Below are 25,384 nucleotides of genomic sequence, written 5' to 3'. Positions count from 1 at the left end.
TCGTTAATTCACGAAGAATTTAAGTGTACGCATGGTGCTATAGGTATGTGTAGACATGACAGACCACTTCATCGAGGAACTAGACGAGACCGATTCGGCCGAACTCGAAGAGCGAGACAACCCCGCGCTTACGGGCGTAATGGGTAACGTCTACTTCGGGGCGTAATCCGCGTTCTTCCCGGAGTGAATCGCGTTTCCGGTTCGATTTCTTCGACAGCGAGCGACCCCGTAACGTCGTCGAACGCCAATCAGCTAGCGACCGCCTCGAACAGCGTTCGGACGCGGTCCCCGTCGAGGAGCGTCACGCCGAGCAGAATCGAGATCGGGACGAGTCCTTTCGGGCCGAACGCGTAGACCGCGCCGACGACGGACGCGACGAACGTCCCGATACCGAACAGATAGGAGACGGCAACGTACGTCGCCGCCAGCGAGAGTTTCGGTTTCTCGAGGTCATGGAGTCCTCGCTTTCGGAGGTTCACGACGCCAAAGGTATCGACCAACAGCCAGTAGCCGTCGCCGTGAATGAGGGGGTTGAGCGTGAACGCGAACCCCGTGAGAGCGGCGACGAGATACAGTTCGAGTGCAGTACTCGCGGGCAAGAACGCGTCGTACACGACGACGCCGAGAACCCAGAGGAGTTCGGCGAACGGCCCGGCCAGACTGATCCACCGACGGCGGTTCTTCGGGAGTATCCACGCGCCGCTAGTGTTCGTAGTAACCGTCGGGATGACGCCGTTGACCCGCTGGATGCGAAACGACGGGTCGAGATACTCACGGGCCGCCAAGTGATGGCCGCTCTCGTGAACCGCGACACCCGTCAAAAGCAACCCGCCGACGGTCACGACTCTCGAAGGCGACAGCCGAGTAGAGAGGGTCCCAAGGGACGACACCGCTGGCAGGACGGTGTACGCCACGACGCCGAACAAGATGAAAAACAGCACCGAACGAGGCCACAGCGCGATATCCGACGGCGTGACGATTCGTTCGACCGGACGGTTCGGGCCGAAGTACCCTTCGTCCTCCAGTCGCTCGGCCAGTCGTAGTGCGCCACCGTCGAGGTCGTCCGTCGTCATCTCACCGTCCGCGAGTGCCTCGAGTAACTTCATCGCGTTCTCCGATACCTGCCTGAAATCGCCGTCGGGGTTCCGAACGAAGTACGACCCGTCTGACTCGCCCCACGTGTACCCGACCGCCGGGTCGGGGCGCTGGGTTTCGGTCCTCATACACCGCCCTCGGAGTCGAGTAAGTATTCGGCAACCGCGTCACCGACCGTCTGGTCCGCTCGGATGTCGGCGGCCGCCAAAGCTGGCGACTGGTTCACTTCGAGTACCGCGTACTCCGAATCCGACCGACGAACGTCCACTGCACCGAACTGCAACTCGACGGCTTCGGCCGCCCGAATCGCGGCCGATTCGACTTCCTCGGACACCGTCGCCGGTTCGAGGTCGACCGCCTTGGATTCGCGCTGGTCGAGTTTGAACGAGAAGTTCTCGCTGACGTATCGGGTCGCACCGACGACATCGCCGTCGAGGACGTACAATCGAAGGTCGTCGCCCCGGACGAACTCCTGAAGCTGTACCGGTGCGGTCGCCAGCTTTTCGAGTCGCTGGTCGGTCAGGTCGTCGTCGGTAAGCTCGTTCGGCGGCGCTCCGTGGGAGACCGGCTTGTAGACGACTCGGTCGTGGCGTTCGTAGAACCGCCGGACCTCCTCGGGGCTGTTAGTGAAGATCGTGTCGGGCACCGGAACGCCGCGGTTCGCACAGCGTTCGAGTTGCCACGGCTTCATCTCCTGCATGTAGTGGTTGTGCAGTCGCGGAAGTACGTCGATACCCCTCGATTCGAACGACCGACACAGGCTCTTGAACAAGCTTCGGTGGTCCTGCCACCGATTGAGCGTCGCCACCGGGTCGTCTTCGACCTCGTGAAGCCGATACTCGGGCCGGAAAAGCGCCTGCGAATGGAAGTATGCACCCTCTACGTCGTCGTAGGCGAACGACGAGCCGAGAACAGTCGTTTCGCCGCCGGGGGAAACCGAAATCGCTCCTCCCGGAAAGTCGCTCGCGTCGCACAGAACCACCGTGCCACCCCGAGACTCTACGGCGTCAGCCACGTGGTTCGTCTCTGGACTGGAGGTAGTGCCAGCAAGTACCACGACCATATTAGTGTGGTGGCGAACGAGGTGTAAGTAAGTTTGGCTACCGATACGTCACTGGTCTCGACACGAAAGTAGACGGTGTCAAACGGCAACGGTACTCTTCGGCAGTTTACGTCCGAGAGAAGTGCGCTGGCGGGGATTTGAACCCCGGTTGCGACCATGGCAAGGTCACGTGATACCACTACACTACCAGCGCCCTGCGACTCCATTTCCACATAATGCCGGGTTACTAAATAAGGCTTGCGAATCGAATTGGAATCGAGAGACGGTGGCACGATTCAAGTTGCGATTTCCGGCGCTACGAGCTTTGTGACGCCACCCCACGGTAAGAACCAAAGCGGCACCCTTTTAAGAACCAAGCCGGTACGATTCGCTACAGTCTAGTGAGCGGGCACCGAAGCGTCACGGTATGACCGTCAGCGTACTCGTTCCGTCATCCCTCGTCCGGGAAGCCGAGGACAAACGCGAGGCAACTCGCAAAATCGGCTACGTCGCCCGTGCGGCGACGGTGTTCCGGGCCGATCGCCTCGTGGTCTTTCCGGACCCCGACGGCGAACGGCGATGGGGTGGCGGGTTCGTAAGCACCGTGCTGGAATACGCCGCGACGCCGCCCTACCTCCGAAAGGAGGTATTCGGCAAGCGGGACGAACTGGAGTACGCGGGCATCCTACCGCCGCTCCGTGCCCCCTCACTGACCGGCTCCGAATCCGAGGGTTCGGGGTCGTTAAGACAGGGAATCGTGACCGAGGTCGGACCTGAAGGGCGCGTTCGGGTCAATTGCGGACTGCAACACCCGATCTCCCTCGTCGTACCGCCAGAAATGGAGGTCGGCGAGGGGGAGCGCGTTACCGTCAGGATCTCTTCGCGAAGTCCGGTCCGTGCGAAACTCGTAGACCAACCCCCTTCGGGTTGGTCGGTGACGCGCACGGACCTTCCGGCGGCACTCGACCGCGACGACGCGGGCGTTCGAATCGGAACGTCCCGCCACGGGGTCGAGTTGACGACCCGGCGGCTGACCCCACTGGTCGGCCGCGTCGAACGCGACGGTATGACCGTGGCGTTCGGTTCACCGGGCCGTGGCCTGCCGGAGATGCTCGACCTCCCGACCGACTCGCTGGCCGACCGATGGCTCGGCGACGACGAGGAGGACGAGGCGGACGCGGAGTCCGGAGTCGAACACGGCGCACCCGGCCGGTTCGACCTCTGGCTGAACGCGGTTCCGAATCAAGGCAGCGGGGTCGTGCGAACTGAAGAAGCGATGTTCGCCGCCCTCGGCTGCCTGAACCTCAAAGAGAAGTGATACGATGCCAGAAACAAGCAGACCACGTAAAGGTTCGCTAGGGTTCGGCCCCCGCCAGCGCGCGACCAGTGAGGTGCCGCGCTTCAACTCGTGGCCCGACGGCGACGGAAATCCGTCCCTTCAGGGCTTCGCGGGTTACAAGGCAGGCATGACCCACGTGGTGATGGTGAACGACGAATCCGACTCCCCGCGAGAGGGGATGGAGGAGACCGTTCCCGTCACCATCGTGGAGACGCCGCCGATGCGAGCGGTCGCTCTGCGAGCCTACGAAGACACGCCGTACGGCAAGAAGCCGCTGACGGAAGTGTGGGGCGACGACTTCCACGACCACCTCTCGCGCACGCTCGACGTGCCGGAGGACCACGACCCGGACGCCGCCGAGGACGAACTTCGCGCGGCGCTCGAAGACGGCAACGTCGCCGACCTTCGGGTCGTCACCCACACCGTCCCCGACGAGGTGCCCAGTGTCCCGAAGAAGAAGCCCGACGTGATGGAGACTCGCGTCGGTGGCGGGTCGCTCGACGACCGCGCCGACTTCGGACTGGACCTCCTCGAAGACGGCGGGGAACACGACATGAACGACGTGTTCCGCGCAGGGGAGTACACCGACATCAGCGGTGTCACGAAAGGTAAAGGCACGCAGGGTCCCGTCAAGCGATGGGGCGTCCAGAAGCGGAAGGGCAAGCACGCCCGTCAGGGATGGCGCCGACGCATCGGCAACCTCGGTCCGTGGAACCCGTCCCGCGTCCGCTCGACGGTGCCCCAACAGGGCCAGACCGGCTACCACCAGCGCACCGAACTCAACAAGCGCCTCATCGACATCGGTGAGGGCGACGACATCAACGTCGACGGCGGCTTCGTCAACTACGGCGAAGTCGACGGTTCCTACGCGCTGGTCAAGGGGTCGGCCCCCGGTCCCGACAAGCGGCTCCTGCGTTTCCGCCCGGCCATCCGGCCGAAAGACCAGCCGCGCCTCGACCCCGAGGTGCGCTACGTAAGCACCGAATCCAACCAAGGATAAACTATGCAGGCAACTATCCGCAACCTCGACGGCGAGGAAGACGGTACGCTCGACCTGCCGGATGTCTTCGACAAGACCGTCCGGCCGGACCTCATCAAGCGCGCCGTCCTCGCCGCGCAGGCAAACCGCAAGCAGGACTACGGCGCGGACGACTACGCCGGGATGCGAACCTCGGCGGAGTCGCCCGGCAGTGGTCGCGGCATGGCCCACGTCCCCCGGACGAACGGTCAGGGCGCGCGAGTGCCCCAGACCGTCGGTGGTCGCAAGGCCCACCCGCCGAAAGAAGAGAAGGACCGCTCGCAGGACATCAACACGAAGGAGCGCAAAAAGGCGGTTCGCTCGGCCATCGCGGCGACGACCGACGCCGACCTCGTGGCCGAGCGCGGCCACCGCTTCGACGAGGAGCTAGACCTCCCGCTCGTCGTGAGCGACGACTTCGAGGACCTCGTCAAGACCAAGGAAGTCGTCTCGTTCCTCGAAGCGGTCGGCGCGGACGCCGACATCGAGCGCGCCGAGGACAACAAGTCGGTCCGAGCGGGCCGCGGGACGACGCGTGGGCGCAAGTACAAGACGCCCAAGTCGGTCCTGTTCGTGACCAGCGACGAACCCTCGAAGGCCGCCCGCAACCTCGCGGGTGCCGACGTGGCGACCGCACAGGAACTCAACGCCGAAGACCTCGCACCCGGCGCGCATCCCGGCCGACTCACCGTCTGGACGGAGAGCGCCCTCGAGGAGGTGGCCGACCGATGAGCGTCATCGAGTACCCGTGGGTCACCGAGAAGGCGATGAACCAGATGGACTTCGACAACAAGCTCCAGTTCGTCGTGGACCTCGACGCCGAGAAACCCGAGATCCGCGACGAGATCGAGGAGCAGTACGAAGTCACCATCGAGAAGATCAACACGCAGGTCACCATGAACGGCGACAAGAAGGCCACGGTGACCCTCTCGGAGGACGACGACGCGCAGGAAGTCGCCTCCCGAATCGGGGTGTTCTGACACATGGGACGACGAATTCAAGGACAGCGACGCGGGCGTGGCGGACCGACGTTCCGCGCTCCGTCGCACCGATACAAGGCGGACCTCACGCACAAGAAGCCCGAAGACGTGGACACGGTCTCCGGCACGGTCGTTGACATCGAACACGACCCGGCCCGGAGCGCGCCGGTCGCCGCCGTCGAGTTCGAAGACGGCGACCAGCGTCTCATCCTCGTGCCCGAGGGCGTCGGCGTCGGCGAGACCATTCAGGTCGGCGTCAGCGCCGAGATCAAGGAAGGCAACACGATGCCGCTGGCCGAGATTCCGGAAGGAGTCCCGGTCTGTAACGTCGAGCGCCAGCCCGGCGACGGCGGCAAGTTCGCTCGCGCCTCCGGCGTGAGCGCGAACCTCGTGACCCACGACCGCGACGCCGCGGTCGTCGAACTTCCGAGCGGCGAGGTCAAGCGTCTCTCGCCCGACTGTCGAGCGACCATCGGCGTGGTCGCCGGTGGCGGTCGGACCGAGAAGCCCCACGTCAAAGCGGGGAACAAGTACCACAAGATGAAAGCGCGCGGCACCAAGTGGCCGAACGTGCGCGGCGTCGCGATGAACGCCGTCGACCACCCGTTCGGTGGCGGTGGCCGCCAGCACCCCGGCAAGCCCAAGTCCGTCTCGCGGAACGCGCCGCCCGGACGGAAGGTCGGGGACATCTCGTCCCGGCGAACGGGACGAGGAGGCAACTAACATGAGCGAAGGCGAATACCGAACCGGCCGTGAAGGTGAGTTCACCTTCCGCGGTCACGACCTCGACGACCTGCAGGACATGAGTCTTGAGGAAGTCGCGGAACTGCTTCCCGCACGCCAGCGGCGAACTATCGAGCGCGGTCTGTCCACCGAGCAGGAGAAACTGCTCGAAGAGGCCCGCGAGGCCACCGAGGAGGGCTCGGCCAACGACCCGATCCGAACCCACCTCCGGAACATGCCGATTCTGCCCGAGTTCGTCGGGAAGACGTTCGCCGTCTACGACGGCCAGAGCTTCGAGCGCGTCTACGTCGAGCCCGAGATGCTCGGCCACTACCTCGGCGAGTTCCAGCTGACGCGCAAGTCGGTCGAACACGGACAGGCCGGTATCGGCGCGACCCGCTCCTCGAAGTTCGTGCCACTCAAGTAAACCATGGGAATCAGCTACAGCGTCGAGACCGACCCGGACACCACCGCCAAGGGGATGCTCCGGGAGCGGCACATGAGCCACAAGCACAGCAAAGCCATCGCCCGCGAGATCAAGGGCATGACCGCGGCGGACGCCAGAGAGTACCTGCAAGCGGTCATCGACGGCGAGCGGTCGGTGCCGTTCAAGCAGCACAACAGCGGCGTCGGCCACCGTAGCGACATCGAGGGCTGGGACGCCGGTCGCTACCCCGAGAAGGCCAGCGAGGCCTTCCTCGACCTCATCACGAACGTCGTCAACAACGCCGACGAGCAGGGCTTCGACGGCGAGTCGATGGAGATCATGCACGTCGCCGCCCACAAGATCGGCGAAGTGCAGGGCCGCAAACCCCGCGCGATGGGGCGAGCGAGCGCGTGGAACACGCCGGAAGTAGACGTGGAACTCGTACTCGAGGAGGTGCAAGAATAATGGCAGACGAACAGCAGTTCATTCACGACGGACTCCAGCGCTCGCAGATAGACGAGTTCTTCTCCGAAGAACTCGGCCGCGCGGGCTACGGCGGCATGGACGTTGCCAAGACCCCGATGGGCACCCAGATCGTCCTCAAGGCCGAAAAGCCCGGTATGGTCATCGGGAAGGGCGGGAAGAACATCCGGAAGATCACCACGCAACTCGAAGAGCGGTTCGACCTCGAAGACCCGCAGATCGACGTGCAGGAAGTGGACGAGCCGGACCTCAACGCCCGCATCGTCGCGGACCGACTCGCCAACGCTTTGGAGCGTGGCTGGTACTTCCGGAAGGCCGGACACACCACCATCGACCGCATCATGGACGCCGGTGCCCTCGGTGCCGAGATCGTCCTCTCGGGCAAGGTCACGGGCGCTCGCTCGCGCGTCGAGAAGTTCAACCGCGGCTACATCAAGCACAACGGCGAACCCGCCGAGGACATCGTGGACCACGGACAGGGCGTCGCCGTCCTGAAGCTCGGCACCATCGGCGTGGACGTGAAGATCATCCCGCCGAACGCCAAGCTCCCCGACGACTTCGACATCGAGGAGGACGCGACTCCCGAGGAGATCGTCCCCGAGGCCGTCGAGGCCAACGAGCAGGCTGGCGTCGAGGAACTCCTCGAAGAGCCGACCGACGAGGAACTCGAAGAGCTTCGCGAGGATGAGGCGGCCGACGAAGCGCCCGCCGAACCCGGCGAAGAGGACCTCGACGAGGAGGTCGTCGAAGAGGTCATCGAGAGCGAGACGGAGAGCGACGAGGAGTCGGCCGAGGAGGCCGAGTCCGACCAGTCGGTCGAAGAGGAACTCGACGAACTCGAAGAGGAAGTCGAGCAGGAAGCTGAGGACCTCATGGACGAGATGGAAGACGACGAGGAGGGTGAGGAATAATGGCGATTCTTCACACCGAGGAGATCCGCGACATGACTCCCGCAGAGCGCGAGTCGGAGCTGGAAGACCTCGAAACCGAACTCCTCAACGCGAAGGCCGTGAAGGCCGCCGGTGGCGCACCGGAGGACCCCGGCCGATTCAAGGAGCTTCGCCGCACCATCGCGCGAATCAAGACGATTCAGCGCGAGGAAGGCGACCTCGAAGACGAAGCAGCAGCGGCAGAATAACCTAACATGCCACTTACACCCGAGAACTTGACGCGACACGAACTCAACGGACTTCACGTCCGCGTCGCCGACGCGCCGAACCCCGACCTCGTGGGAATCGAGGGCCGGGTCGTCGCCGAGACGCAGGGCACGTTGAGCGTCGCCTCGGACTCTCGGGTGCGGCAGGTGCCGAAAGAGGGCTCGACATTCGAGTTCGCGCTCACAGATGAATCCGCCGAGACCAGGAAGGTCTCGGGGACCGCGTCCAAACCTGCATCGGAAACTGCCGGAGTTCGCTCCGGTCAGTCTGATGCCGTCTCCGAACCACGTTCGGAGGGCCGTCAGACCTCGTCTGGCTGCTCCTCCGAGGGGCACTTGGAGGCTCGTCGGACCTCGTCCGGCGGTGGCGAGGGCGTGGCCTACGTTACGGTGGATGGCGCGCGACTGCTCTCACGACCCGAACTACGCACCGAAAACGCAGGTGAAACCACATGGCAACAGGACTGAACGTATCAGAGCCGGAAGGGACCTGCTCCGACGAGAACTGTCCGTTCCACGGAACGCTGTCCGTGCGCGGTCAGACGCTCGAAGGGGAGGTCGCTTCCACAGACATGGACAAGACCGTGATCGTCGAACGAGAGTACGACGTTCCGGTTCCGAAGTACGACCGGTACATGAAGCGCCGGTCCCGAGTCCCGGCACACCACCCGGACTGCATGGAACTGGAAGTCGGCGACACGGTTCGTATCGCAGAGACCCGACCGCTTTCGAAGACCAAGAGCCACGTCGTCGTCGAGCAGTTCGAGACGACGCGGAGCTTCGGCGCGGGCGGCACCGAACAGCAAGACGAAACGGAGGGCGACGAATAATGGAAGCCCTGAAAGCCGACGTGACGCAGGGCCTCTCGAAGGGCTCGCTCCTCAACTGCGCCGACAACACGGGCGCACGCGAGGTCAAAGTCATCAGCGTCTCCGGCTACTCCGGCACCAAGAGCCGCCACCCGAAGGCGGGCATCGGTGACAAAGTGACCGTCTCGGTCACGAAGGGTACCCCGGAGATGCGACGACAGGTGCTGGAAGCCGTCGTCGTCCGCCAGCGCCAGCCGATTCGTCGTCCCGACGGCACCCGCGTCAAGTTCGAAGACAACGCGGCCGTCATCATCGACGACGTTGAGGAGCCCCGCGGGACCGAAATCAAGGGTCCCATCGCGCGGGAAGTCGCAGAGCGGTTCGGAAGTATCGCGAGTACCGCTACGATGATAGTATGACTCAGCAACCACGCAAACAACGAAACCAGACCGAGCGCGCCTCGCTCCACGAGCGACACGAGCAGGTCAAGGCGACGCTCGCCGACGACCTCCGCGAGGAGTTCGACTCCCGCAGCGTCCGCGTCAACGCGGGCGACACCGTCGAGGTCATGCGCGGGGACTTCGCTGGCGAGGAAGGCGAAGTCATCGACGTTGATCTCCGCGACGCGGTCGTTCACGTCGAGGACGTGACAGTCGAGAAGGCCGACGGCGAGGAAGTGCCCCGGCCGCTCGACGCGAGCAATCTCAAAGTCACCGACCTCGACCTCGAAGACGACCTGCGCGAGGAGCGCCTCCGAGGTGAGAACGAATGACGAAACACCAGAAGCGACTCTCAGTTCCGAAGTCTTGGCCGGTCGAGCGCAAGACCGAAACCTTCACCGTGAAGGCCGACTCCGGCCCGCACGGCGAGGACGGCGTCCCCCTCATCATCCTGCTGCGGGACGTGCTGGGCTACGTCCAGTCCCGGAAGGAAGCACGGTACGCCCTCGACCAAGGCAACGTGCTGGTCAACGGCGACGAGAACGTCGCCGAGGACCGACCCATCGGGATGTTCGACATCATCGCGTTCACCGAGCGCGAGGAGTACTACCGCGTCTTCCCCGACGAGGGCGGTCGGCTCGCGCTGAGCGAGATCGACGCCGACGCCGCCGAGAGCAAACTCGGCAAAATCGAGGACAAGACGAAGGTCTCGGGCGGTCACACCCAGCTCAACCTCCACGACGGGCAGAACTTGCTCGTCGAGGACGACGAGTACAGCGCGGGCGACTCCATCGTCGTCAGCAACGACGACAGCGAAGTCGTCGCGCACTTCCCCTACGAGGAGGGGAGTCTCGTGACCGCGGTTCGCGGCTCGCACGCGGGCGACATCGGTGAAGTCACCGAGATTCAGGTCACGCCCGGTAGTGGCTCGAACAACGTCGTGGTCGAGACCGACGACGGCAGCTTCGAGACGGTCGAGGAATACGTCGTGGTCATCGACGAGAAGTTCGTGGGTGATGACGAATGAGCGAAGCAGAAGCCGATTTCCACGAGATGCGCGAACCCACCGTCGAGAAAATCGTCGTCCACATGGGCGTCGGCGAAGGTGGCCGCGAACTCGCGGACGCCGAGGACATCCTCGAGAGCGTGACGGGCCAGCAGAGCGTCCGGACGCTCGCGAAGTCCACCAAGCCCGAGTTCGGCATCCGTCAGGGCGACCCCATCGGTGCGAAGGTCACGCTCCGTGACGACGACGCGGTCGAGTTCCTCGAGAAGGCGCTGCCGCTGTCGGACATCGCGGCTCGTCAGTTCGACGAGACCGGGAACTTCAGCTTCGGCGTCGAGGAGCACACCGAGTTCCCGAGCCAAGAGTACGACCCGAACGTCGGCATCTACGGGCTCGACGTGACGGTCAACCTCGTTCGGCCGGGCTACCGAATCAGCAAGCGCGACAAGGTCACGCGGTCGGTTCCCTCGGGCCACAAGCTGGACGCCGAGGACGCCATCGCGTACCTCGAATCGAACTTCGACGTTGAGGTGCAACGATGAGTGAAAGCGAAATAGACTCCGAGGCGACAGGGGAACACGCGGCCAAGCGCACCGGCCAGACGGACGAGTGCCAGCGCTGCGGTCGGAATCAGGGTCTCGTCGGCAAGTACGACATCAACCTGTGTCGGCAGTGTTTCCGAGAGGTCGCCCGAAGCATGGGCTTCAAGAAGTATCGATAATCATGGCAGGAAACGATCCGCTGGCTAACGCGCTCTCGGGCATCGACAACGCCGAGAGCGTCGGCCATTTGGACCACAACGTACAGCCCGCCTCGAACGAGATCGGCAGCGTACTCGAAGTCTTCTACGACCGAGGGTACATCGACGGCTTCGAGTTCGTCGACGACGGCAAAGCCGGTCAGTTCGAGGTCGAACTGAAAGGCGCCATCAACGAGTGCGGCGCGGTCAAGCCCCGGTACTCCGCCGGGTCCGACGAGTTCGAGAAGTGGGAGAAGCGATTCCTCCCCGCCCGTGACTACGGGGCGCTCGTCGTGACGACCAGCCGCGGCGTCATGAGCCACTACGAGGCCCGCGAACAGGGCGTCGGTGGTCAGGTCATCGCGTACGTCTACTAACAATGGCACGAACAGAACTCGAAATCCCGGACGACGTGACCGCGGAGATGGACCACCTCGAACTCACCGTCGAGGGGCCGGAGGGTGCCGTCACGCGACGGCTCTGGTACCCCGACGTGTCCGTGAGCGCCGAGGAGGGTGTCGTGGTCATCGAAAGCGAAGCAGACGACGCCAAGACGAACGCGACCGTGGGCACGTTCGAGAGCCACGTTCGCAACATGTTCCACGGCGTGACCGAGGGCTGGGAGTACACCATGGAGGTGTTCTACTCCCACTTCCCGATGCAGGTCCGCGCCGAGAACGGCGAGGTCGTCATCGAGAACTTCCTCGGAGAGAAAGCGCCCCGGACGACCGAGATTCACGGCGACACGAGCGTCGACGTGGACGACGAAGTCCTCCACCTGAGCGGGCCGAGCATCGAGGACGTTGGCCAGACGGCCGCGGACATCGAACAGCTCACCCGCGTGCAGGACAAGGACACTCGCGTCTTCCAGGACGGCGTCTACATCACCGAGAAACCCCAGACTGGAGGTGTCTAACGAATGGCAGACGAAGAAGACGAACCCCAATCGCTCGAAGACGTAAGCGGGGTCGGCCCGAGTAAGGCCGACGCGCTCCGCGAGGCAGGCTTCGAGTCGGTACAGGACGTGAAGGCCGCGAGTCAGGACGACCTCGCGGAGGTCGAAGGCATCGGGAACGCCCTCGCCGCCCGTATCAAGGCGGACGTGGGCGGTCTCGAAGTCGAAGAGGAGACCGAGGCCGAGATCGAAGAGGACGAGCCCGAGGAGTCGGAAGCCGAGACCGACGAGGAGGTCGAGACCGAGCTTCAGCCCCGCGGGCTGGTCGAGAAGACGCCCGACCTCAGCGAGCGCGAGGAGGAACTCCTCACGCAGCGCAAGCGCGTCGGCAAGCCGCAGTTCAACCGGCAGGATTACCACAAGAAGAAGCGGACGCCGACCTCGTGGCGACGCCCGCGCGGCAAGCTCAGCAAGCAGCGCCGCGGCATCAAGGGCAAAGGCGACACGGTGCAGGCTGGCTTCCGGACGCCGACCGAGGTGCGCGGCAAGCACCCGAGCGGCTTCGAGGAGGTCCACGTCCACAACACCGACGACCTCGAAGGCGTCGACGGCGACACGGAAGCGGTCCGCATCGCCTCGAAGGTCGGCGCTCGCAAGCGCGAGCGCATCGAAGAACAGGCAGAAGAACAGGGCATCCGCGTCCTGAACCCGACCTACGTCGAAGTGGAGGTTGACCAATGAGCGACCTGAGCGCACAGAAGCGACTCGCCTCGGACGTTCTCGACGTGGGCGAGAACCGCGTCTGGTTCGACCCCGAAGCGCAGGGAGCCATCGCGGAGGCGATTACCCGCGAAGACATCCGCGAACTCGTCGACGAGGGGTCCATCAAAGCGAAAGACACGAAGGGCAACTCGCGTGGCCGCGCCCGCAAGCGCAAGGCCAAACGCGACTACGGTCACCAGACCGGCGCTGGCACCCGCAAAGGGAAGTCCGGCGGTCGCCAGCAGCAGAAAGAACAGTGGCAGCAGACGATCCGCGCGCAGCGAACGAAGCTCCGCGAACTCCGCGCCGAAGGCGAAATCACGCAGTCGCAGTACCGCGACCTGTACGACAAAGCCAAGGGCGGGGAGTTCCGCAGCGTCCAGTACCTGCTCAACTACATCGAGAGTAACTACTAACAATGGCAACAGGACCACGATACACGGTGCCGATGCGCCGTCGCCGCGAGGTCCGGACTGACTACCATCAAAGGTTGCGCCTGCTGAAATCGGGCAAGCCCCGGCTGGTCGCTCGCAAGAGCAACAAGCACGTCAGGGCGCAGCTGGTCACGATGGGTCCCGACGGCGACGAGACGGTCGTGAGTGCGTACTCCGGCGACCTCGAAGAGTACGGCTGGGAAGCCCCCACGGGCAACCTCCCCAGCGCGTACTTGACGGGGCTGCTGGCCGGAAAGCGCGCACTCGACGCCGGATACGAGGAGGCCGTCCTCGACATCGGGCTCAACACCGCGACCCCCGGCGGCAAAGTGTTCGCAGTACAGGAAGGCGCAATCGACGCTGGCCTCGAAATCCCTCACAACGACAGCGTGCTGGCCGACTGGCCGCGCAACCGCGGCGAGCACATCGCCGAGTACGCCGAGCAGTTGGACGAACCGCTGTACAGCGGGGACTTCGACGCCACCGAACTACCCGAGCACTTCGACGAAGTGCGAGAGACGCTTATGGAGGACTAACGTATGTGTGCTAACCACGACGGCTGGGAACCCCAGACCCGTCTCGGCCGAAAAGTCGCCGAGGGCGACATCGACACGATGGAGGACGCCCTCAACTCCGGACTCCCGCTGAAGGAGCCGGAACTGGTCGACCAGCTCCTGCCGGGACTGGAGGACGAGGTGCTGGACATCAACATGGTCCAGCGCATGACCGACTCCGGTCGCCGCGTGAAGTTCCGCTGTGTCGTCGCCATCGGCAACCGCGACGGCTACGTCGGCTACGCCGAAGGCCGCGACGATCAGGTCGGCGGTGCCATCCAGAAGGCCATCGACATCGCGAAGCTGAACATGATTCAGGTCAACCGCGGCGCGGGGTCGTGGGAGGACCGAAGCGAACGACCCCACTCGCTGGCACGCCGGACGAAAGGTAAGGCTGGCAGCGTCGAGGTCGAACTGATTCCGGCCCCGACCGGCCTCGGTCTCGCCGCGACCGACACCGTCCGTAAGATTCTCGAACTGGGCGGCGTCGAGAACGCGTGGACCAAGAGCCACGGCAACACCCGGACGACGCTCAACCTCGCGAAGGCGACCTACAACGCCTTGGAGAACGCCGCCGAATCCCGCGGCCCGCGCGGCCGCACCGACTACAGCGAGGAGGTGGCCGAGTGATGAAGGCAGTCGTTCAGATTCGCGGCGAGGTAGACATGACCGGCTCGACGCAGGACACGCTGGAGATGCTGAACCTGCACCGCGTCAACCACTGCACGCTCGTCCCGGACACCGACGCCTACCGCGGCATGGTCTCGAAGGTCAACGACTACACCGCGTACGGCGAGCCCAGCCAAGACGTGCTGGAGACCGTCCTCGAAAAGCGCGCCGAACCCGAGGAGGGCGACGCCCAAATCGACGACGAGTGGGTCGCCGACGAGACCGACTACGACGACGTGAGCGACCTCGCGAGTGCGCTGCTGGACGAGGAGACGACGCTGCGCGAGCAGGGTCTCTCCCCGGTCCTCCGGCTGCACCCGCCGCGGGGCGGTCACGACGGCATCAAGCACCCGACCAAGGAGGGCGGGCAGCTCGGCAAGCACGACACCGACCAAATCGACTCGCTCCTGAAGGCGATGCGATAACCATGACGGACAAGAAACGACGACAGCGCGGCTCCCGCACGCACGGCGGCGGTAGTCACAAGAATCGGCGCGGTGCCGGTCACCGCGGCGGACGCGGACGCGCGGGTCGCGCCAAACACGAGTTCCACAACTACGAACCGCTCGGCAAGCACGGCTTCTCCCGGCCGGACAAGGTCAAAGACGAGGTTCTGACCGTCACCGTCCAGAAGTTGGACGAGGACGCGGCCCTGCTGGCCGCCGACGGCGACGCCGAGGAGACCGACTTCGGCTACCGCCTCGACGCCCGCGACGTGGTCGAGGACGGCTGGGACGCCGACGCCGTGAAGGTGCTGGGCGACGGACAGGTCCGCAACCAGCTCGAAGTCACCGCCGACGCCTTCTCCGCGAGCGCGGTCGAACTCATCGAGGAGGAAGGCGGCGACGCCCTCCTCAGCGACCGCGCCGAGGAAGCCGACGAAGAGCAGGACGCAGACGACGCCGACGACGAGTAGTCGCAGTTTTCCACGCGGATTTTCGTTTTCGTTCTTTTGGCCACTCCCCGTCCGCGAGCCGACGGTAGGGAGCCGCCCGAGTGAAACGCTTATCAGGCCCCCTCTTCAATACGGACTATGACGTACGATACCGTCGTCTTCGACAACGACGGTGTCCTCGTCGGTCGCACGAGCTTCGACGTTCTCAGGGACGCGACCCTGAAGACGTTCGAGAAGTTCGACGTGACCGACCCGGACCCCGACCACGTGGACGACATGACAGTTGGGGCGACTCCCAGCCGTGTGGACGAGATCTGCACCGAGTACGGTCTCACGCCGACGACGTTCTGGAAAGCCCTCGACAGTACCTCCTCGCGCGCCCAACAGATGGAGGCCCGCGAGGGGCGCAAGACGCCCTACGAAGACATTCACACCCTCGCCGACTTGGACGCCTCGATGGGTATCGTCTCCTCGAACCAGCAGGAGACGGTGGACTTCCTCATCGACCACTTCGAGGTCGGCCACATGTTCGACACCGCGTACGGCCGCGAGGCGACAATCGAGAGCCTCGACCGGCGCAAACCGAACTCCCACTACATCGACCGCGCGCTGGCGGACTTGGACGCCGACTCGGCGCTGTTCGTCGGCGACAACGAGTCCGACATCCGGGCCGCCGAGAACGCGGGCATCGACTCGGCGTTCATCCGGCGACCCCACCGCACGAACTGGGAGTTGAACGTCTGGCCGACGTGGGACATCGAGTGTCTCGACGACCTCCACCGCATCTGTAGCGCCTGAGGCTCGTCGCCCGGCGCGTCTCTCCCGTTCGCGTATCTCGTCCGCCTTACCGCCGAGGAGGGCCGCCGAGAGCGACGGCTATCGGTCGCGCTCGACGCGCCCGTCGTCGCCGACCAGCAGGTCGTCGTCGGCCACCCCGAGTCGCTTGCCCGCGGTTTCGACCTCGCCGTCGGCCCGGCGGAGCCGTCCGGCCGCCCCGAGACCGAACCGGGGCATGTTGTTGTAGACGCTCTCGTGGTCGTCGGCCTCGACCACGTACGTCTCGTGGAAGATGCCCACGTCGCCGGTTCCGGCGTTCGACTCGTTGTACGACGCCCACGCCGGGACGTGTTCGCTGTCGAGGTCCCGCGCGTAGGCTCGAAGCTCCTCGAAGGAGTCCCAGTACTGAATCGAGACGAGGAGTCGCCACCCCAGCAGGCTCTCGTGGTGCAGGAGACCGGAGTCGGGGTCGGCGTCGAGTTCCCGGAGCATCCGGGGCATCGCGGCCGCCACCGGGAGCCACTCGTGAACCTTCCAGAGTCGGTTGAGTCGCATCCCGATGACGAACACGACGAACTCCCCGTCCATCTCCGCAGTCGTTCGCTCGGGACGGATTCGGCCGTCGTCGAGCGTCCCGCGAGACGAATCGGTCATACGCGGGAATTTATGGCGCTGGTCGATAGAGCTTGTACCAACATGTTGGGGATAACGCGAGCGAATGAAGCCACGGCGAGCGAGGAGCGGCCGTGATTCGAGCGCGGTTCCGGATGGCGCTCCCCGAGGAGTTCTGGATTTCGACGGTCTCGCGGTCGTTCCCGGACGCGACGTTCCGACTGCTCACCGGCATTCCGGTCGAGGACCGCGCGATGGAACTGGGCGAAATCGTCGGCGACGAGGCGGCGTCGGCGAGCGAGGCGATTCGGTCCGCCCCCGACGTGGTCGCGTACGACCTGCTGTACGCCGACGACGAGCGCACGCTCGCCCGGTACGAAGCGACCGACCAGCGACTCTACGACTTTCTGGCCCGGTCGTCGCTCCCGCCGGAGTTCCCGGTCGTCGTCACCGACGGGCGCTTCGAGTTCGACCTGACCGCGACCCGCGAGCGGTTCGAGGCGGTCGGCACCGCGCTGGACGAGAGTTCGTTCGACTACGACCTCCTGTCGGTGGTCGAAACGGGCGAGACGGACGGGCGGGCCGACCGCGAGGGCGGACTGACGGGCCACGGCGACCTCTTGACCGACCGCCAGCGGGAGTGTCTCGACGCCGCGCTCCGCGAGGGCTACTTCGAGGTGCCCCGCGAGTGTACGCTCGCGGACCTCGCGGAGACGTTGGACATCGACAAGTCCACCGCAAGCGAGATACTGCGCCGCGGCGAGCGCCGGATTCTCGGGGCGGTTCTCCTCGGGAGCGACTGACGACCGACGCGTGCGAGCAGGAGACGACGAGTCACGGCGTCGCCAGAGCAGTCCACGGCGTCAGGAGAGCGGTTCCGGCGGCCGCGGCCGGTCGTACGTCTCCCGGAGCATGTCGGCGAACTGCCCGCCCTTGGCGAGCGCGATGGTGACGACGACGAACTCGCCGTCTTCCGGCCGGAGGACGAACACCTCTCGCGGAGCCGCCTCCTCTCCTTCGTTCACTCGGTCCACGAGCGGTTCGACGGGTCGCGTCCCGTCGCGGAACGACTCGAACGTGCCGTTCGTCGGGTCCTCGGCGAAGACGTAGAGGACGCCGTTGACCTCGTTGTCGGTGTTGCGCGTGACCCGGCTGTCCATCGAGTCGCCCGCGGCGCGCGCGTCGGTCCACGTCTCGCGGGCCGCCTCGAATATCGGGTCGGCCCCGTCGGCGAAGACGTACAGCGTCGGGCGGCGGACCGACACCGACCGGACCGTCGGGTCGGGACTCGACCAGTCGAGGTCCGCGTCCACGAGGTAGCCGGGGCGCAGGTCCCCGACCGGCGCGTCGTGGCCCTCGTCGGCGGTGACGACCGGCTCGAAGGTCTGTCGGTCGAGGAGTCGGAGGCCGCCGTCCATCGGCGTAGCGAGGACGCGATACTCCTTCTCGTCGTCGCTCTCGTCGGCGGTCGCGGGGTGGTCGGTCTCCGCGCCGGAGCGGCCGGACTCCCCGCTGGGGGCGTCCCCCTCGGAGTCGCGCGTCGAGTCGGTGTTCGCGCCCTCCTCGGTCGCCGTCCGACCGTCGTCGGACGGGTCGTCCGCGCGCCAGATGTCGTCGCTCATGTGAGCGCCTAGGAATCGACGCGGGGAAAAGCACTCGCATCGGTTCGCTCACCGTCTCCCCGTAATCGTCTCCGAATCGTGAGATCTCGTGCCACTCGAACCGTAGTTCAAAGCGAAGCACATACAAGCCCCCATCAGGTGTATCAAGATACATGAGTTGGAAAGAAGCGGCAGAACCAGTACTCACTCGGATGCCCTCCGTGAGGCGTCCGGACGGCCACGTTCCGTTCAAGCGCAAGCTTGGGTGGACCGCGGGCGTGTTGGTTCTGTATTTCTTCCTCACGAACGTCTACCTGTACGGGGTCAACATCGGAGGCCAAGACGCCTTCGGCCAGTTCCGCTCGATTCTGGCGGGCGGACAAGGGACAGTACTACAACTCGGTATCGGTCCGATCGTCACCGCGAGCATCGTCCTCCAACTGCTCGGCGGTGCCGACTTGCTGGGACTCGACACCGACGACCCCCGCGATCAGGTCCTCTATCAGGGCCTCCAGAAGCTGCTGGTGGTCGTGATGATCTTCCTGACCGGCCTGCCGATGGTGTTCGCTGGCGGTTTCCTACAGGTGGACCCGCAGGTCGCCGGTAGCCTGCCGTTCGGCCAGATGGGCGTCAAGTGGCTCATCTTCGCCCAAATCGCGGTCGGTGGCATCCTCGTCCTGTTCATGGACGAGATCATCAGCAAGTGGGGCGTCGGCTCCGGTATCGGGCTGTTCATCATCGCTGGCGTGAGCCAGAAGCTACTGGGCGGCCTGTTCGCGTGGCCGGGCCTCCCCGGTCAGACCGGCCTCGTCCCGACGTGGATAGGGCTGATTACCGGGAACGCGGACGCCCCGTCGCTACTCACCGGAAACGGAATTCAGTACCTCGTTCTCGGCGGCGGCGGACTCCTCGCGCTCGTCACGACGGTCCTCATCTTCGCGGTCGTCGTGTACGCCGAGAGCGTCCGGGTCGAGATTCCGCTGAGTCACGCCCGCGTCAAGGGCGCTCGCGGTCGGTTCCCTGTGAAGCTCATCTACGCCAGCGTCCTGCCGATGATTCTCGTCCGGGCGCTACAGGCCAACCTCCAGTTCCTCGGTCGCATCCTCTACAGCCAACTCGGCGCGAGCGGGATGCCCAACTGGCTCGGTACCTACTCCGGCGGCGCGCCGACGGGCGGCCTGTTCTACTACCTCGCGCCGATTCAGTCGCGCGGGCAGTGGATGTGGTGGACCGGGACGGTCGGCCAAGAGCCGTGGCAAATCATCATCCGGGTCCTCATCGACCTCACGTTCATGGTCATCGGCGGTGCCATCTTCGCCATCTTCTGGGTGGAGACCACCGACATGGGACCGGAGGCGACCGCCAAGCAGATTCAGAACTCCGGGATGCAGATTCCCGGCTTCCGCCAGAACACCGGCGTCATCGAGAAGGTCATGGAGCGGTACATCCCGCAGGTGACAGTCATCGGCGGTGCGCTCGTCGGCCTGCTCGCCGTGCTGGCGAACATGCTCGGCACTATCGGTGACGTTTCCGGGACTGGCCTACTGCTGACAGTCTCCATCACCTACAAGCTCTACGAGGAGATCGCCGAAGAGCAACTGATGGAGATGCATCCGATGATGCGCGAGATGTTCGGCGGGTAACTACCCGAACTCGCTTTTCTCCGTCGTCAGTTCCAGTCTCGACAGTTGGACCTTCGGAGAACGCACTCCTCGGCAGTCGAAGCTATATCCTCGCTCGTCGTAGAGGAGCGTATGGCTACAGTAACCGAGACGATCCGACCCGACGCCCGACCGCTCGTCCGACGAGGAGTCCTCGCGGTCACGCTGTCGGTGCTGGCGAACGCCGCGGTCCTGACCGGCGCGCTCGCGCTCGACGTGGCACCGGGCTTTCGCGCGCTCGCGTGGCCGCCGGTCATGTTTCTGACCGTCGGCGGCGCGGTCGGCGCGGTCGCGGCGTACTGGGTGCTGTCGCGGGTCTCCGAGACGCCGGACCGCCACTTCACGCTGCTGGCCGCCGTCCTCCTCGTACTCTCGTTCGTTCCCGACCTCGTCCTGCTGTCGGCGGACCCCGCGGCGACGGTGGCTGGCGTCGTCGTCCTGATGGTCATGCACGTCACGGTCGCCGCGGCCTGCGTCGGCGCGCTCACGCGCCGAGTCGGGGTGTCGGTCCCAACCGACGGGCCGTCGGTCGAAGCCGACGACGAGTAGGCTAATTTTCCACGAAGCGACGCGATAGCGCGAACGGCGGTGAGTTTCTTTGCGCTCGCGGCCGTCTCCCGGTTCGATGCCCGAGTTCGACATCATCGTCCTCGGCGGGGGAACCGGGAACGTCGTGGCGTCGGCCGCGGCCGACGAGGGACTGGACGTGGCGCTGGTCGAGCGCGACAGGCTCGGTGGAACCTGCCTGAATCGGGGCTGTAACCCCTCGAAGAAGCTGGTTCACCGAGCCGACGTGGTTCGGACCGTCCAGCAGGCCGACGCGCTCGGCGTCGAAGCCAGCGTCGAGGAGATACGCTTCGCCGACATCGTAGACGAGGTGATAGGCAAGATAACCGCCGAAGCGGAGTCGAAGGCGGAGACCGCCCGCGAGAGCGACCGGATTACCTTCTACCGGACCGAGGGTCGGTTCGTCGGCGAGCGGACGGTCGAAGTGGACTCGACAGCCGAGAGCGAAGGCGCTGGCGGCGGTCCGGTGGAACTCACAAGCGAGCGAATCGTCCTCGCTGGCGGCTCCCGACCCGTGATACCGGACTCCATCGAGGGGACCGACGAGGTGGCGTTCCTGACGAGCGCCGACGCGCTCCGGCTCCGGGAGCGCCCGGACAGCCTCGTCGTGGTCGGCGGCGGCTACATCGCGGCCGAGATGAGTCACTTCTTCGACGCGATGGGGGCCGAGGTGACCGTCGTCGGACACGCCGACCGGTTGGTAGACCGCGAGGACCCCGAAATCGCCCGCCACCTGACCGACGCCTACGCCGAGCGCCACGAGGTCCACACCGGTTACGAGGTGACGGAACTGGCCGAAGACGCTCCGAACGGGCGCGATAGAGGCGAGGGCGACGGGAGCGACGAGAGCCGCGACGCCAGTGGTCACGACGATGGCGAGAAAGTCGTCCGCGCGGAGTCCGAGGAGGGCGACGAAATAACGGTCCGAGGAGACGAGATACTGTTGGCGACGGGCCGCCGCCCGAACGCCGACGCGTGGAACGTCGAGGCGGCGGGCATCGACACCGACGAGGAGGGGTTCGTGGAGACGAACGAGTACCTCGAAACGTCGGCCGACGGGGTGTGGGCAATCGGCGACGTAGCGGGCAACTACATGTTCAAACACTCCGGCGACAAGGAAGCCGAGTACGCGGTCCGGAACGCGGTCCGGGGCGAGCGCGCGGCGGTCGAGTACCCCGGCATGGCTCACGCCATCTTCGGGTCGCCGCAGGTCGGGAGCCTCGGGAAGACCGAAGACGAACTCGACGGCGACTACTCGGTCGGCATCTTCGCGTACGACCGGACCGCGCTCGGGTCGGCGCTCGAAACCGACGGCTTCGCCAAGGCCATCGCGGCCCCCGACGGGGAGGTGCTTGGCTTCCACGTCGTCGGTCCCCACGCCTCGATGCTGATCCACGAAGTCGCCACGGGAGTCGCCGCGGGAGCGGACGCCGACCGCATCGCCGAGACCGTCCACGTCCACCCGGCGCTCTCGGAGGTCGTGCAGGGCGCGTTCCGGGAGGCGCGGGGGTTTCCGCCGACCGGTATCTGACGGGAACCGCCGCGCATCCTCGCGTCGTCGCGCCGCCGCACCGCGTCCCGACTGGCCTCCGACGGAGCAACGCCGCCCGTCGTCGGATACGATACGACCGACTCGAACGGTATCCTTTCGAATCAACTGTTCGTACGAAACCTTTATTTGATTGCTAATAGTTGGCACAGAACACGAGGAAAGCGAGCGTCGAATAAGAAGACAAGAAACGCTACAGAATGAAGTTATTTAGGCTCGAAAACAGTGTATGATAACGAAAGTAGCGAAGACGTAGACGAACGGTCGGTATCGAGTTGCAGATAGCTCGTTCCGACCGACGACCGACCCAACCCACCAACGAACTGACCCAGCGACAGACCGAACCTGACTCGCCGACAGACCGAACCTGACTCGCCGACAGACCGAACCCGACCCACCGATGAACGACGAAGTTACGCCAGACGCCGACGCACACGCCCCGTCCGACGGAAGATACGCCCGCCTCGACCTCGACGAGTCCACCGTCGTCGTCTACGACCGGAACCGAACCGACGCGTGGATTCAATCCGACCGGACCGTCTCGACCGAGGAGGCCGCCGAGACCGACGCCGACCGCGAGCGCCGACTCGCCGCGCGCCACGCCGAGCGACCCGGAGCGGGGAGCGACGCCGCGTAGCGGGTCGGTCGGCCCGCGACTCAGATGCGGTAGAGTCGCGTCGTCCAGAACTCGTGGAAGGCGTCGGCCAGCGCCTCGTCCGGTTTCCCGGTGGCGTCCACCGCGCTCGTCGCGTCCGCGCGCTCCTCGAACTCGCCGAGGAGGGTGCGCTGGCCGACGACGAACAGGCGGTCGGCCGACGACTCGGCCAGCGCCGCCTCGATGGCCTCCTCGCACTTCTCCAGATGCTCGTCGATTTGGGCGTCGCGGCGACGCTCGAACCGACCCTGCGAGAACCCGCCCTTCGAGTGGTCGCTCTTCACGTCGCTCTCGAAGCCCGAGAACTCGACGCGCTCGCGGCCCTCGTAGGTGCCGACCGCGAACACGTCCGAGCGGACCAGCGCCAGCGCGAACTGACCGGTCGGGAGGAACCACTCGCGGTCGATTCGGAACTCCTCGCCCCACTCGGCGAAGGGGTCGGGCGCGACCGGCGGGACCAGCGCCGCGCTCACCAGCCCGGCGTCGTCGGTGACCGCGAGGCAGGGCCGCGCCCGCCCGACCAGCGAGGCGTGGTCGCCGAAGGCCTCCTCGACTGCCGTGGGCAGTCCCCGGTCACCGTCGCCGACCATCGCGGTCAGCGCGCCCTCGGCGTCGGTCTCGACGGAGTCGAGGCGCGCGAGGAGTTCCCCGAGGCGGTCTCCTCGGACTGTCTCGACTCCTCGGAAGTCGAGGTCCGGGTCGTCGGACTCGGTGCGCTCGACTCTGTCCTCCAACTCGGCGATGCGGTCTTCCAGTCGGTTGACGCGCTGTTCGGCCTCCTGACGCGCGGTCGCGGCTTCGGAGCGACGTTCCTGTTCGGCCTCCAACTGGCGTTCGAGGTGGCGCTTGTCGTCTTCGAGGTCGGCGATGCGGTCTTTCAACTCCGCGCGCCCGAGCAACTCGTCGAGCATTCGCCGTGAACAGTGACCGGAGGCGTCTTGTAGCTTCTGTTTGTGGCCGCGCCGCCGTCTCCGGCAACGATAGTTTCGTAGAAGTGACTCTCGATTGCTTTCGTCGTTCGTCGCCGTCCGCTGGAGTTCGGTTTCGGCCTCCCGCGCGTCGGTCGAAAGAACGCTCGCCCGCCGCCCAATCTATATAGTTTAGGGTGTTAAATATATACTTTCTGCGCTACGTTTATGAGTCTCAGGCCGGTACTCCGACGTAATGACAGAGGGAAGTGGGGTCCAGAAACGCCGACCCGCCTCAGTCGAACCGACAGACACCGACCAGAGCGACGCCGAGTGGGCCGACCTGAGCGCCCGCGCGACGCCGACCACGCTCGCGCGGTTCGCCGCGCCGCGCGCGCAGGACCGCACCACGCTCGCGGTGTTCTCCGACCCGCACCTCTCGACCGCGAAGGAAGGGACGTGGAAGGTCTTCCACCGGACCGAGGCCCGCCTCCGAGCGGCCGTCGCCGACGCGAACGACCGAGGAGTGGACGGCGTTCTCCTCGCGGGCGACCTGACCGAGGACGGTCGCCCCGAGGACTTCGACGCCGCCGCCGACGTGCTGGCGGACCTCGACGCGCCGTTCGTCGCCGTGCCGGGCAACCACGACGTGCCCAAGTCCTTCGACGCCCACGACACCCCGCCCGTGAGCGAGTTCGAGGAGCGGTTCGCGCCCGCGTCGTTCCCCTTCCGGACCGAACTCGGCGGCGTGGACGTGCTGGGGCTGAACTCGGCCTCGACGCCCGACGGGGAACTCGACGCGACTCACGACGGCGCGATTTCCGACGACCAACTCGCGTGGCTCGAAGCCACGCTCCCCGAGACCGACGCCGCGCTCGTGGTCTCGCATCACAACCCGCCGGGGCTGGAATCGCACTTGGACGAGAGCCACTACGCGCCCCACCCGCCGGTCGGCGACGCGCCCGCGTTCGTAGACGCCCTCGCCGACCACGACGCGCTCCACCTCTCGGGCCACGTCCACCTTCCCGCCGCCATCTCCGGCGACGTGCGAGGGACGGTCTGCCCCGCGCTCTCGTCGTTCCCGCAGGCGTACCTCCTCGCGGAGGTCGGTCCCGAGGGCACGACGCTCCGGATGGTCCCGGTCGCCGACCCCGAGGGCGTCGCGGAGTCTCACGACCTCGCGCGGGAGCATTCGGACCGAAGCGCCGACATCGCCGCGATGGTCGAGGACCAACTCGGGGACCTGCCGCTGGTGGACGAGCGGTAAGCGAGCGTCGCCGGTTCCCGCGGCCTATCTTTTTTCAAGGCGAGAATCCCGCCCTTTAGGGCGGGCGTGAAGCCGACAACTCCTACACGAACCACAGTCGGTTGCAGGCCGAATACCCCACGACAACGAACCTTTATTAGAATTGGGTGTATATAAATCAGTACGGCCAAATGAAGTACAACCTCGAAACTGGATCGCACACGGTCTACGCGCTCCAATATCACTTCGTGACCGTCACGAAGTACCGCGCAGACCTACTCACCGACGAAATCGCAGAACGAATCGGTGAGATTGCCAGCGACATCTCCGAGGACTTCGGCG

General features: G+C 65.5%; 37 protein-coding genes and 1 tRNA gene. 32 read left to right on the top strand and 6 right to left on the bottom strand.

Annotated elements, in window-relative coordinates; genetic code table 11:
- Positions 1 to 248: 248 nt before the first annotated feature.
- From EPL00_RS08135 to EPL00_RS08125, 3 genes are all read right to left on the bottom strand, one after another.
- Positions 249 to 1,223, bottom strand: coding sequence for a hypothetical protein (locus EPL00_RS08135; protein WP_135853176.1), 975 nt, complete (start codon positions 1,221 to 1,223; stop codon positions 249 to 251).
- On the bottom strand, positions 1,220 to 2,077 hold the full coding sequence (locus tag EPL00_RS08130) for an ATP-grasp domain-containing protein (protein WP_162224182.1): 858 nt from the start codon (positions 2,075 to 2,077) through the stop codon (positions 1,220 to 1,222). The genes EPL00_RS08135 and EPL00_RS08130 overlap by 4 nt, the downstream gene beginning before the upstream one ends.
- Positions 2,078 to 2,280: 203 nt before the next feature.
- Positions 2,281 to 2,351, bottom strand: a tRNA-Gly gene (locus EPL00_RS08125).
- 213 nt (positions 2,352 to 2,564) lie between these two features.
- Between EPL00_RS08125 and EPL00_RS08120 the strand changes: the two genes are divergently transcribed.
- From EPL00_RS08120 to EPL00_RS08000, 25 genes are all read left to right on the top strand, one after another.
- The gene (locus EPL00_RS08120; RefSeq protein WP_135853178.1) at positions 2,565 to 3,455 is read left to right on the top strand and encodes a putative RNA uridine N3 methyltransferase; all 891 of its coding nucleotides are present in this window, start codon (positions 2,565 to 2,567) and stop codon (positions 3,453 to 3,455) included.
- Between the two features lie 4 nt (positions 3,456 to 3,459).
- The gene (locus EPL00_RS08115; protein WP_135853179.1) at positions 3,460 to 4,476 is read left to right on the top strand and encodes a 50S ribosomal protein L3; all 1,017 of its coding nucleotides are present in this window, start codon (positions 3,460 to 3,462) and stop codon (positions 4,474 to 4,476) included.
- Positions 4,477 to 4,479: 3 nt separating this feature from the next.
- Positions 4,480 to 5,226 carry a 50S ribosomal protein L4 gene (gene rpl4p, locus EPL00_RS08110; RefSeq protein ID WP_135853180.1) on the top strand — a complete coding sequence of 249 codons (747 nt, stop codon included), beginning with the start codon at positions 4,480 to 4,482 and terminating at the stop codon, positions 5,224 to 5,226.
- The gene (locus EPL00_RS08105; RefSeq protein ID WP_135853181.1) at positions 5,223 to 5,474 is read left to right on the top strand and encodes a 50S ribosomal protein L23; all 252 of its coding nucleotides are present in this window, start codon (positions 5,223 to 5,225) and stop codon (positions 5,472 to 5,474) included. Before rpl4p ends, EPL00_RS08105 begins: the two co-directional genes overlap by 4 nt.
- 3 nt (positions 5,475 to 5,477) lie before the next feature.
- Entirely contained in the window at positions 5,478 to 6,197 is a 720-nt protein-coding gene (locus tag EPL00_RS08100) for a 50S ribosomal protein L2 (protein ID WP_135853182.1), read from the top strand.
- Position 6,198: 1 nt separating this feature from the next.
- Positions 6,199 to 6,624 carry a 30S ribosomal protein S19 gene (locus EPL00_RS08095; protein ID WP_135853183.1) on the top strand — a complete coding sequence of 142 codons (426 nt, stop codon included), beginning with the start codon at positions 6,199 to 6,201 and terminating at the stop codon, positions 6,622 to 6,624.
- Between the two features lie 3 nt (positions 6,625 to 6,627).
- Positions 6,628 to 7,089, top strand: a complete 462-nt coding sequence (locus tag EPL00_RS08090) for a 50S ribosomal protein L22 (protein ID WP_135853184.1) — start codon at positions 6,628 to 6,630, stop codon at positions 7,087 to 7,089.
- The gene (locus tag EPL00_RS08085; RefSeq protein WP_135853185.1) at positions 7,089 to 8,018 is read left to right on the top strand and encodes a 30S ribosomal protein S3; all 930 of its coding nucleotides are present in this window, start codon (positions 7,089 to 7,091) and stop codon (positions 8,016 to 8,018) included. Before EPL00_RS08090 ends, EPL00_RS08085 begins: the two co-directional genes overlap by 1 nt.
- Positions 8,018 to 8,245, top strand: a complete 228-nt coding sequence (gene rpmC, locus EPL00_RS08080; protein ID WP_135853186.1) for a 50S ribosomal protein L29 — start codon at positions 8,018 to 8,020, stop codon at positions 8,243 to 8,245. The genes EPL00_RS08085 and rpmC overlap by 1 nt, the downstream gene beginning before the upstream one ends.
- 6 nt (positions 8,246 to 8,251) lie before the next feature.
- Positions 8,252 to 8,731: a ribonuclease P protein component 1 gene (locus EPL00_RS08075; protein WP_135853187.1), complete on the top strand. Its 480-nt coding sequence runs from the start codon at positions 8,252 to 8,254 to the stop codon at positions 8,729 to 8,731.
- Positions 8,716 to 9,093: a 30S ribosomal protein S17 gene (locus EPL00_RS08070; RefSeq protein WP_135853188.1), complete on the top strand. Its 378-nt coding sequence runs from the start codon at positions 8,716 to 8,718 to the stop codon at positions 9,091 to 9,093. Before EPL00_RS08075 ends, EPL00_RS08070 begins: the two co-directional genes overlap by 16 nt.
- Complete coding sequence (locus tag EPL00_RS08065; protein ID WP_135853189.1) at positions 9,093 to 9,491, top strand: 50S ribosomal protein L14; 399 nt, start codon at positions 9,093 to 9,095, stop codon at positions 9,489 to 9,491. Before EPL00_RS08070 ends, EPL00_RS08065 begins: the two co-directional genes overlap by 1 nt.
- A complete protein-coding gene (gene rplX / locus EPL00_RS08060; protein WP_135853190.1) occupies positions 9,488 to 9,844 on the top strand; it encodes a 50S ribosomal protein L24 in 357 nt (118 codons plus the stop codon). The genes EPL00_RS08065 and rplX overlap by 4 nt, the downstream gene beginning before the upstream one ends.
- Positions 9,841 to 10,539, top strand: a complete 699-nt coding sequence (locus EPL00_RS08055; protein WP_135853191.1) for a 30S ribosomal protein S4e — start codon at positions 9,841 to 9,843, stop codon at positions 10,537 to 10,539. The genes rplX and EPL00_RS08055 overlap by 4 nt, the downstream gene beginning before the upstream one ends.
- The gene (locus EPL00_RS08050; protein WP_135853192.1) at positions 10,536 to 11,060 is read left to right on the top strand and encodes a 50S ribosomal protein L5; all 525 of its coding nucleotides are present in this window, start codon (positions 10,536 to 10,538) and stop codon (positions 11,058 to 11,060) included. Before EPL00_RS08055 ends, EPL00_RS08050 begins: the two co-directional genes overlap by 4 nt.
- Positions 11,057 to 11,239, top strand: coding sequence for a 30S ribosomal protein S14 (locus tag EPL00_RS08045; RefSeq protein ID WP_135853193.1), 183 nt, complete (start codon positions 11,057 to 11,059; stop codon positions 11,237 to 11,239). Before EPL00_RS08050 ends, EPL00_RS08045 begins: the two co-directional genes overlap by 4 nt.
- Positions 11,240 to 11,241: 2 nt before the next feature.
- A complete protein-coding gene (locus EPL00_RS08040; protein WP_135853194.1) occupies positions 11,242 to 11,634 on the top strand; it encodes a 30S ribosomal protein S8 in 393 nt (130 codons plus the stop codon).
- Between the two features lie 2 nt (positions 11,635 to 11,636).
- A complete protein-coding gene (locus EPL00_RS08035; RefSeq protein ID WP_135853195.1) occupies positions 11,637 to 12,173 on the top strand; it encodes a 50S ribosomal protein L6 in 537 nt (178 codons plus the stop codon).
- Between the two features lie 3 nt (positions 12,174 to 12,176).
- Entirely contained in the window at positions 12,177 to 12,893 is a 717-nt protein-coding gene (locus EPL00_RS08030; protein ID WP_135853196.1) for a 50S ribosomal protein L32e, read from the top strand.
- Positions 12,890 to 13,330: a 50S ribosomal protein L19e gene (locus tag EPL00_RS08025; protein WP_135853197.1), complete on the top strand. Its 441-nt coding sequence runs from the start codon at positions 12,890 to 12,892 to the stop codon at positions 13,328 to 13,330. Before EPL00_RS08030 ends, EPL00_RS08025 begins: the two co-directional genes overlap by 4 nt.
- 2 nt (positions 13,331 to 13,332) lie before the next feature.
- Positions 13,333 to 13,884: a 50S ribosomal protein L18 gene (locus tag EPL00_RS08020; protein WP_135853198.1), complete on the top strand. Its 552-nt coding sequence runs from the start codon at positions 13,333 to 13,335 to the stop codon at positions 13,882 to 13,884.
- A gap of 3 nt (positions 13,885 to 13,887) precedes the next feature.
- Positions 13,888 to 14,532 carry a 30S ribosomal protein S5 gene (locus EPL00_RS08015; protein WP_135853199.1) on the top strand — a complete coding sequence of 215 codons (645 nt, stop codon included), beginning with the start codon at positions 13,888 to 13,890 and terminating at the stop codon, positions 14,530 to 14,532.
- The gene (gene rpmD, locus EPL00_RS08010) at positions 14,532 to 14,996 is read left to right on the top strand and encodes a 50S ribosomal protein L30 (protein WP_135853200.1); all 465 of its coding nucleotides are present in this window, start codon (positions 14,532 to 14,534) and stop codon (positions 14,994 to 14,996) included. Before EPL00_RS08015 ends, rpmD begins: the two co-directional genes overlap by 1 nt.
- 2 nt (positions 14,997 to 14,998) lie before the next feature.
- Complete coding sequence (locus EPL00_RS08005; protein ID WP_135853201.1) at positions 14,999 to 15,487, top strand: uL15m family ribosomal protein; 489 nt, start codon at positions 14,999 to 15,001, stop codon at positions 15,485 to 15,487.
- Between the two features lie 117 nt (positions 15,488 to 15,604).
- A complete protein-coding gene (locus EPL00_RS08000) occupies positions 15,605 to 16,264 on the top strand; it encodes an HAD family hydrolase (RefSeq protein ID WP_135853202.1) in 660 nt (219 codons plus the stop codon).
- A 78-nt stretch (positions 16,265 to 16,342) separates the two neighbouring features.
- On the opposite strand, the gene EPL00_RS07995 is transcribed toward EPL00_RS08000, so the two are convergent.
- Positions 16,343 to 16,897, bottom strand: coding sequence for a DUF4188 domain-containing protein (locus EPL00_RS07995; RefSeq protein ID WP_135853203.1), 555 nt, complete (start codon positions 16,895 to 16,897; stop codon positions 16,343 to 16,345).
- Positions 16,898 to 16,989: 92 nt separating this feature from the next.
- On the opposite strand from EPL00_RS07995, the gene EPL00_RS07990 reads away from it, so the two are divergent.
- Positions 16,990 to 17,658 carry a helix-turn-helix domain-containing protein gene (locus tag EPL00_RS07990; RefSeq protein ID WP_135853204.1) on the top strand — a complete coding sequence of 223 codons (669 nt, stop codon included), beginning with the start codon at positions 16,990 to 16,992 and terminating at the stop codon, positions 17,656 to 17,658.
- 60 nt (positions 17,659 to 17,718) lie between these two features.
- On the opposite strand, the gene EPL00_RS07985 is transcribed toward EPL00_RS07990, so the two are convergent.
- A complete protein-coding gene (locus EPL00_RS07985) occupies positions 17,719 to 18,477 on the bottom strand; it encodes a DUF6663 family protein (RefSeq protein ID WP_238398157.1) in 759 nt (252 codons plus the stop codon).
- Positions 18,478 to 18,629: 152 nt separating this feature from the next.
- Between EPL00_RS07985 and secY the strand changes: the two genes are divergently transcribed.
- From secY to EPL00_RS07965, 4 genes are all read left to right on the top strand, one after another.
- Entirely contained in the window at positions 18,630 to 20,099 is a 1,470-nt protein-coding gene (secY, locus tag EPL00_RS07980; protein WP_135853205.1) for a preprotein translocase subunit SecY, read from the top strand.
- Between the two features lie 111 nt (positions 20,100 to 20,210).
- Positions 20,211 to 20,666 (top strand): DUF6069 family protein, encoded by a 456-nt coding sequence (locus EPL00_RS07975; RefSeq protein ID WP_135853206.1) that lies wholly within the window; start codon positions 20,211 to 20,213, stop codon positions 20,664 to 20,666.
- Between the two features lie 76 nt (positions 20,667 to 20,742).
- Positions 20,743 to 22,215 carry a dihydrolipoyl dehydrogenase family protein gene (locus EPL00_RS07970; RefSeq protein ID WP_135853207.1) on the top strand — a complete coding sequence of 491 codons (1,473 nt, stop codon included), beginning with the start codon at positions 20,743 to 20,745 and terminating at the stop codon, positions 22,213 to 22,215.
- 418 nt (positions 22,216 to 22,633) lie between these two features.
- Positions 22,634 to 22,870, top strand: a complete 237-nt coding sequence (locus EPL00_RS07965; protein ID WP_135853208.1) for a hypothetical protein — start codon at positions 22,634 to 22,636, stop codon at positions 22,868 to 22,870.
- A 20-nt stretch (positions 22,871 to 22,890) separates the two neighbouring features.
- On the opposite strand, the gene EPL00_RS07960 is transcribed toward EPL00_RS07965, so the two are convergent.
- Complete coding sequence (locus tag EPL00_RS07960) at positions 22,891 to 23,799, bottom strand: Vms1/Ankzf1 family peptidyl-tRNA hydrolase (protein WP_135853209.1); 909 nt, start codon at positions 23,797 to 23,799, stop codon at positions 22,891 to 22,893.
- Positions 23,800 to 24,052: 253 nt separating this feature from the next.
- Here EPL00_RS07960 and EPL00_RS07955 point away from each other — a divergent pair, with 253 nt between their 5' ends.
- Together EPL00_RS07955 and EPL00_RS07950 are read left to right on the top strand one after the other, a co-directional pair.
- Positions 24,053 to 25,063 carry a metallophosphoesterase family protein gene (locus tag EPL00_RS07955; protein ID WP_135853210.1) on the top strand — a complete coding sequence of 337 codons (1,011 nt, stop codon included), beginning with the start codon at positions 24,053 to 24,055 and terminating at the stop codon, positions 25,061 to 25,063.
- Positions 25,064 to 25,233: 170 nt separating this feature from the next.
- A partial coding sequence (locus tag EPL00_RS07950) for a transposase (RefSeq protein ID WP_202932579.1) occupies positions 25,234 to 25,384 on the top strand: 151 nt, incomplete at its 3' end.

Origin of the sequence: Halorussus salinus, assembly GCF_004765815.2 — an archaeon.
GTDB lineage: Archaea > Halobacteriota > Halobacteria > Halobacteriales > Haladaptataceae > Halorussus > Halorussus salinus.
Note: the sequence above shows the minus strand (reverse complement) of the source record. Positions and strands in the feature narration are given on the sequence as shown.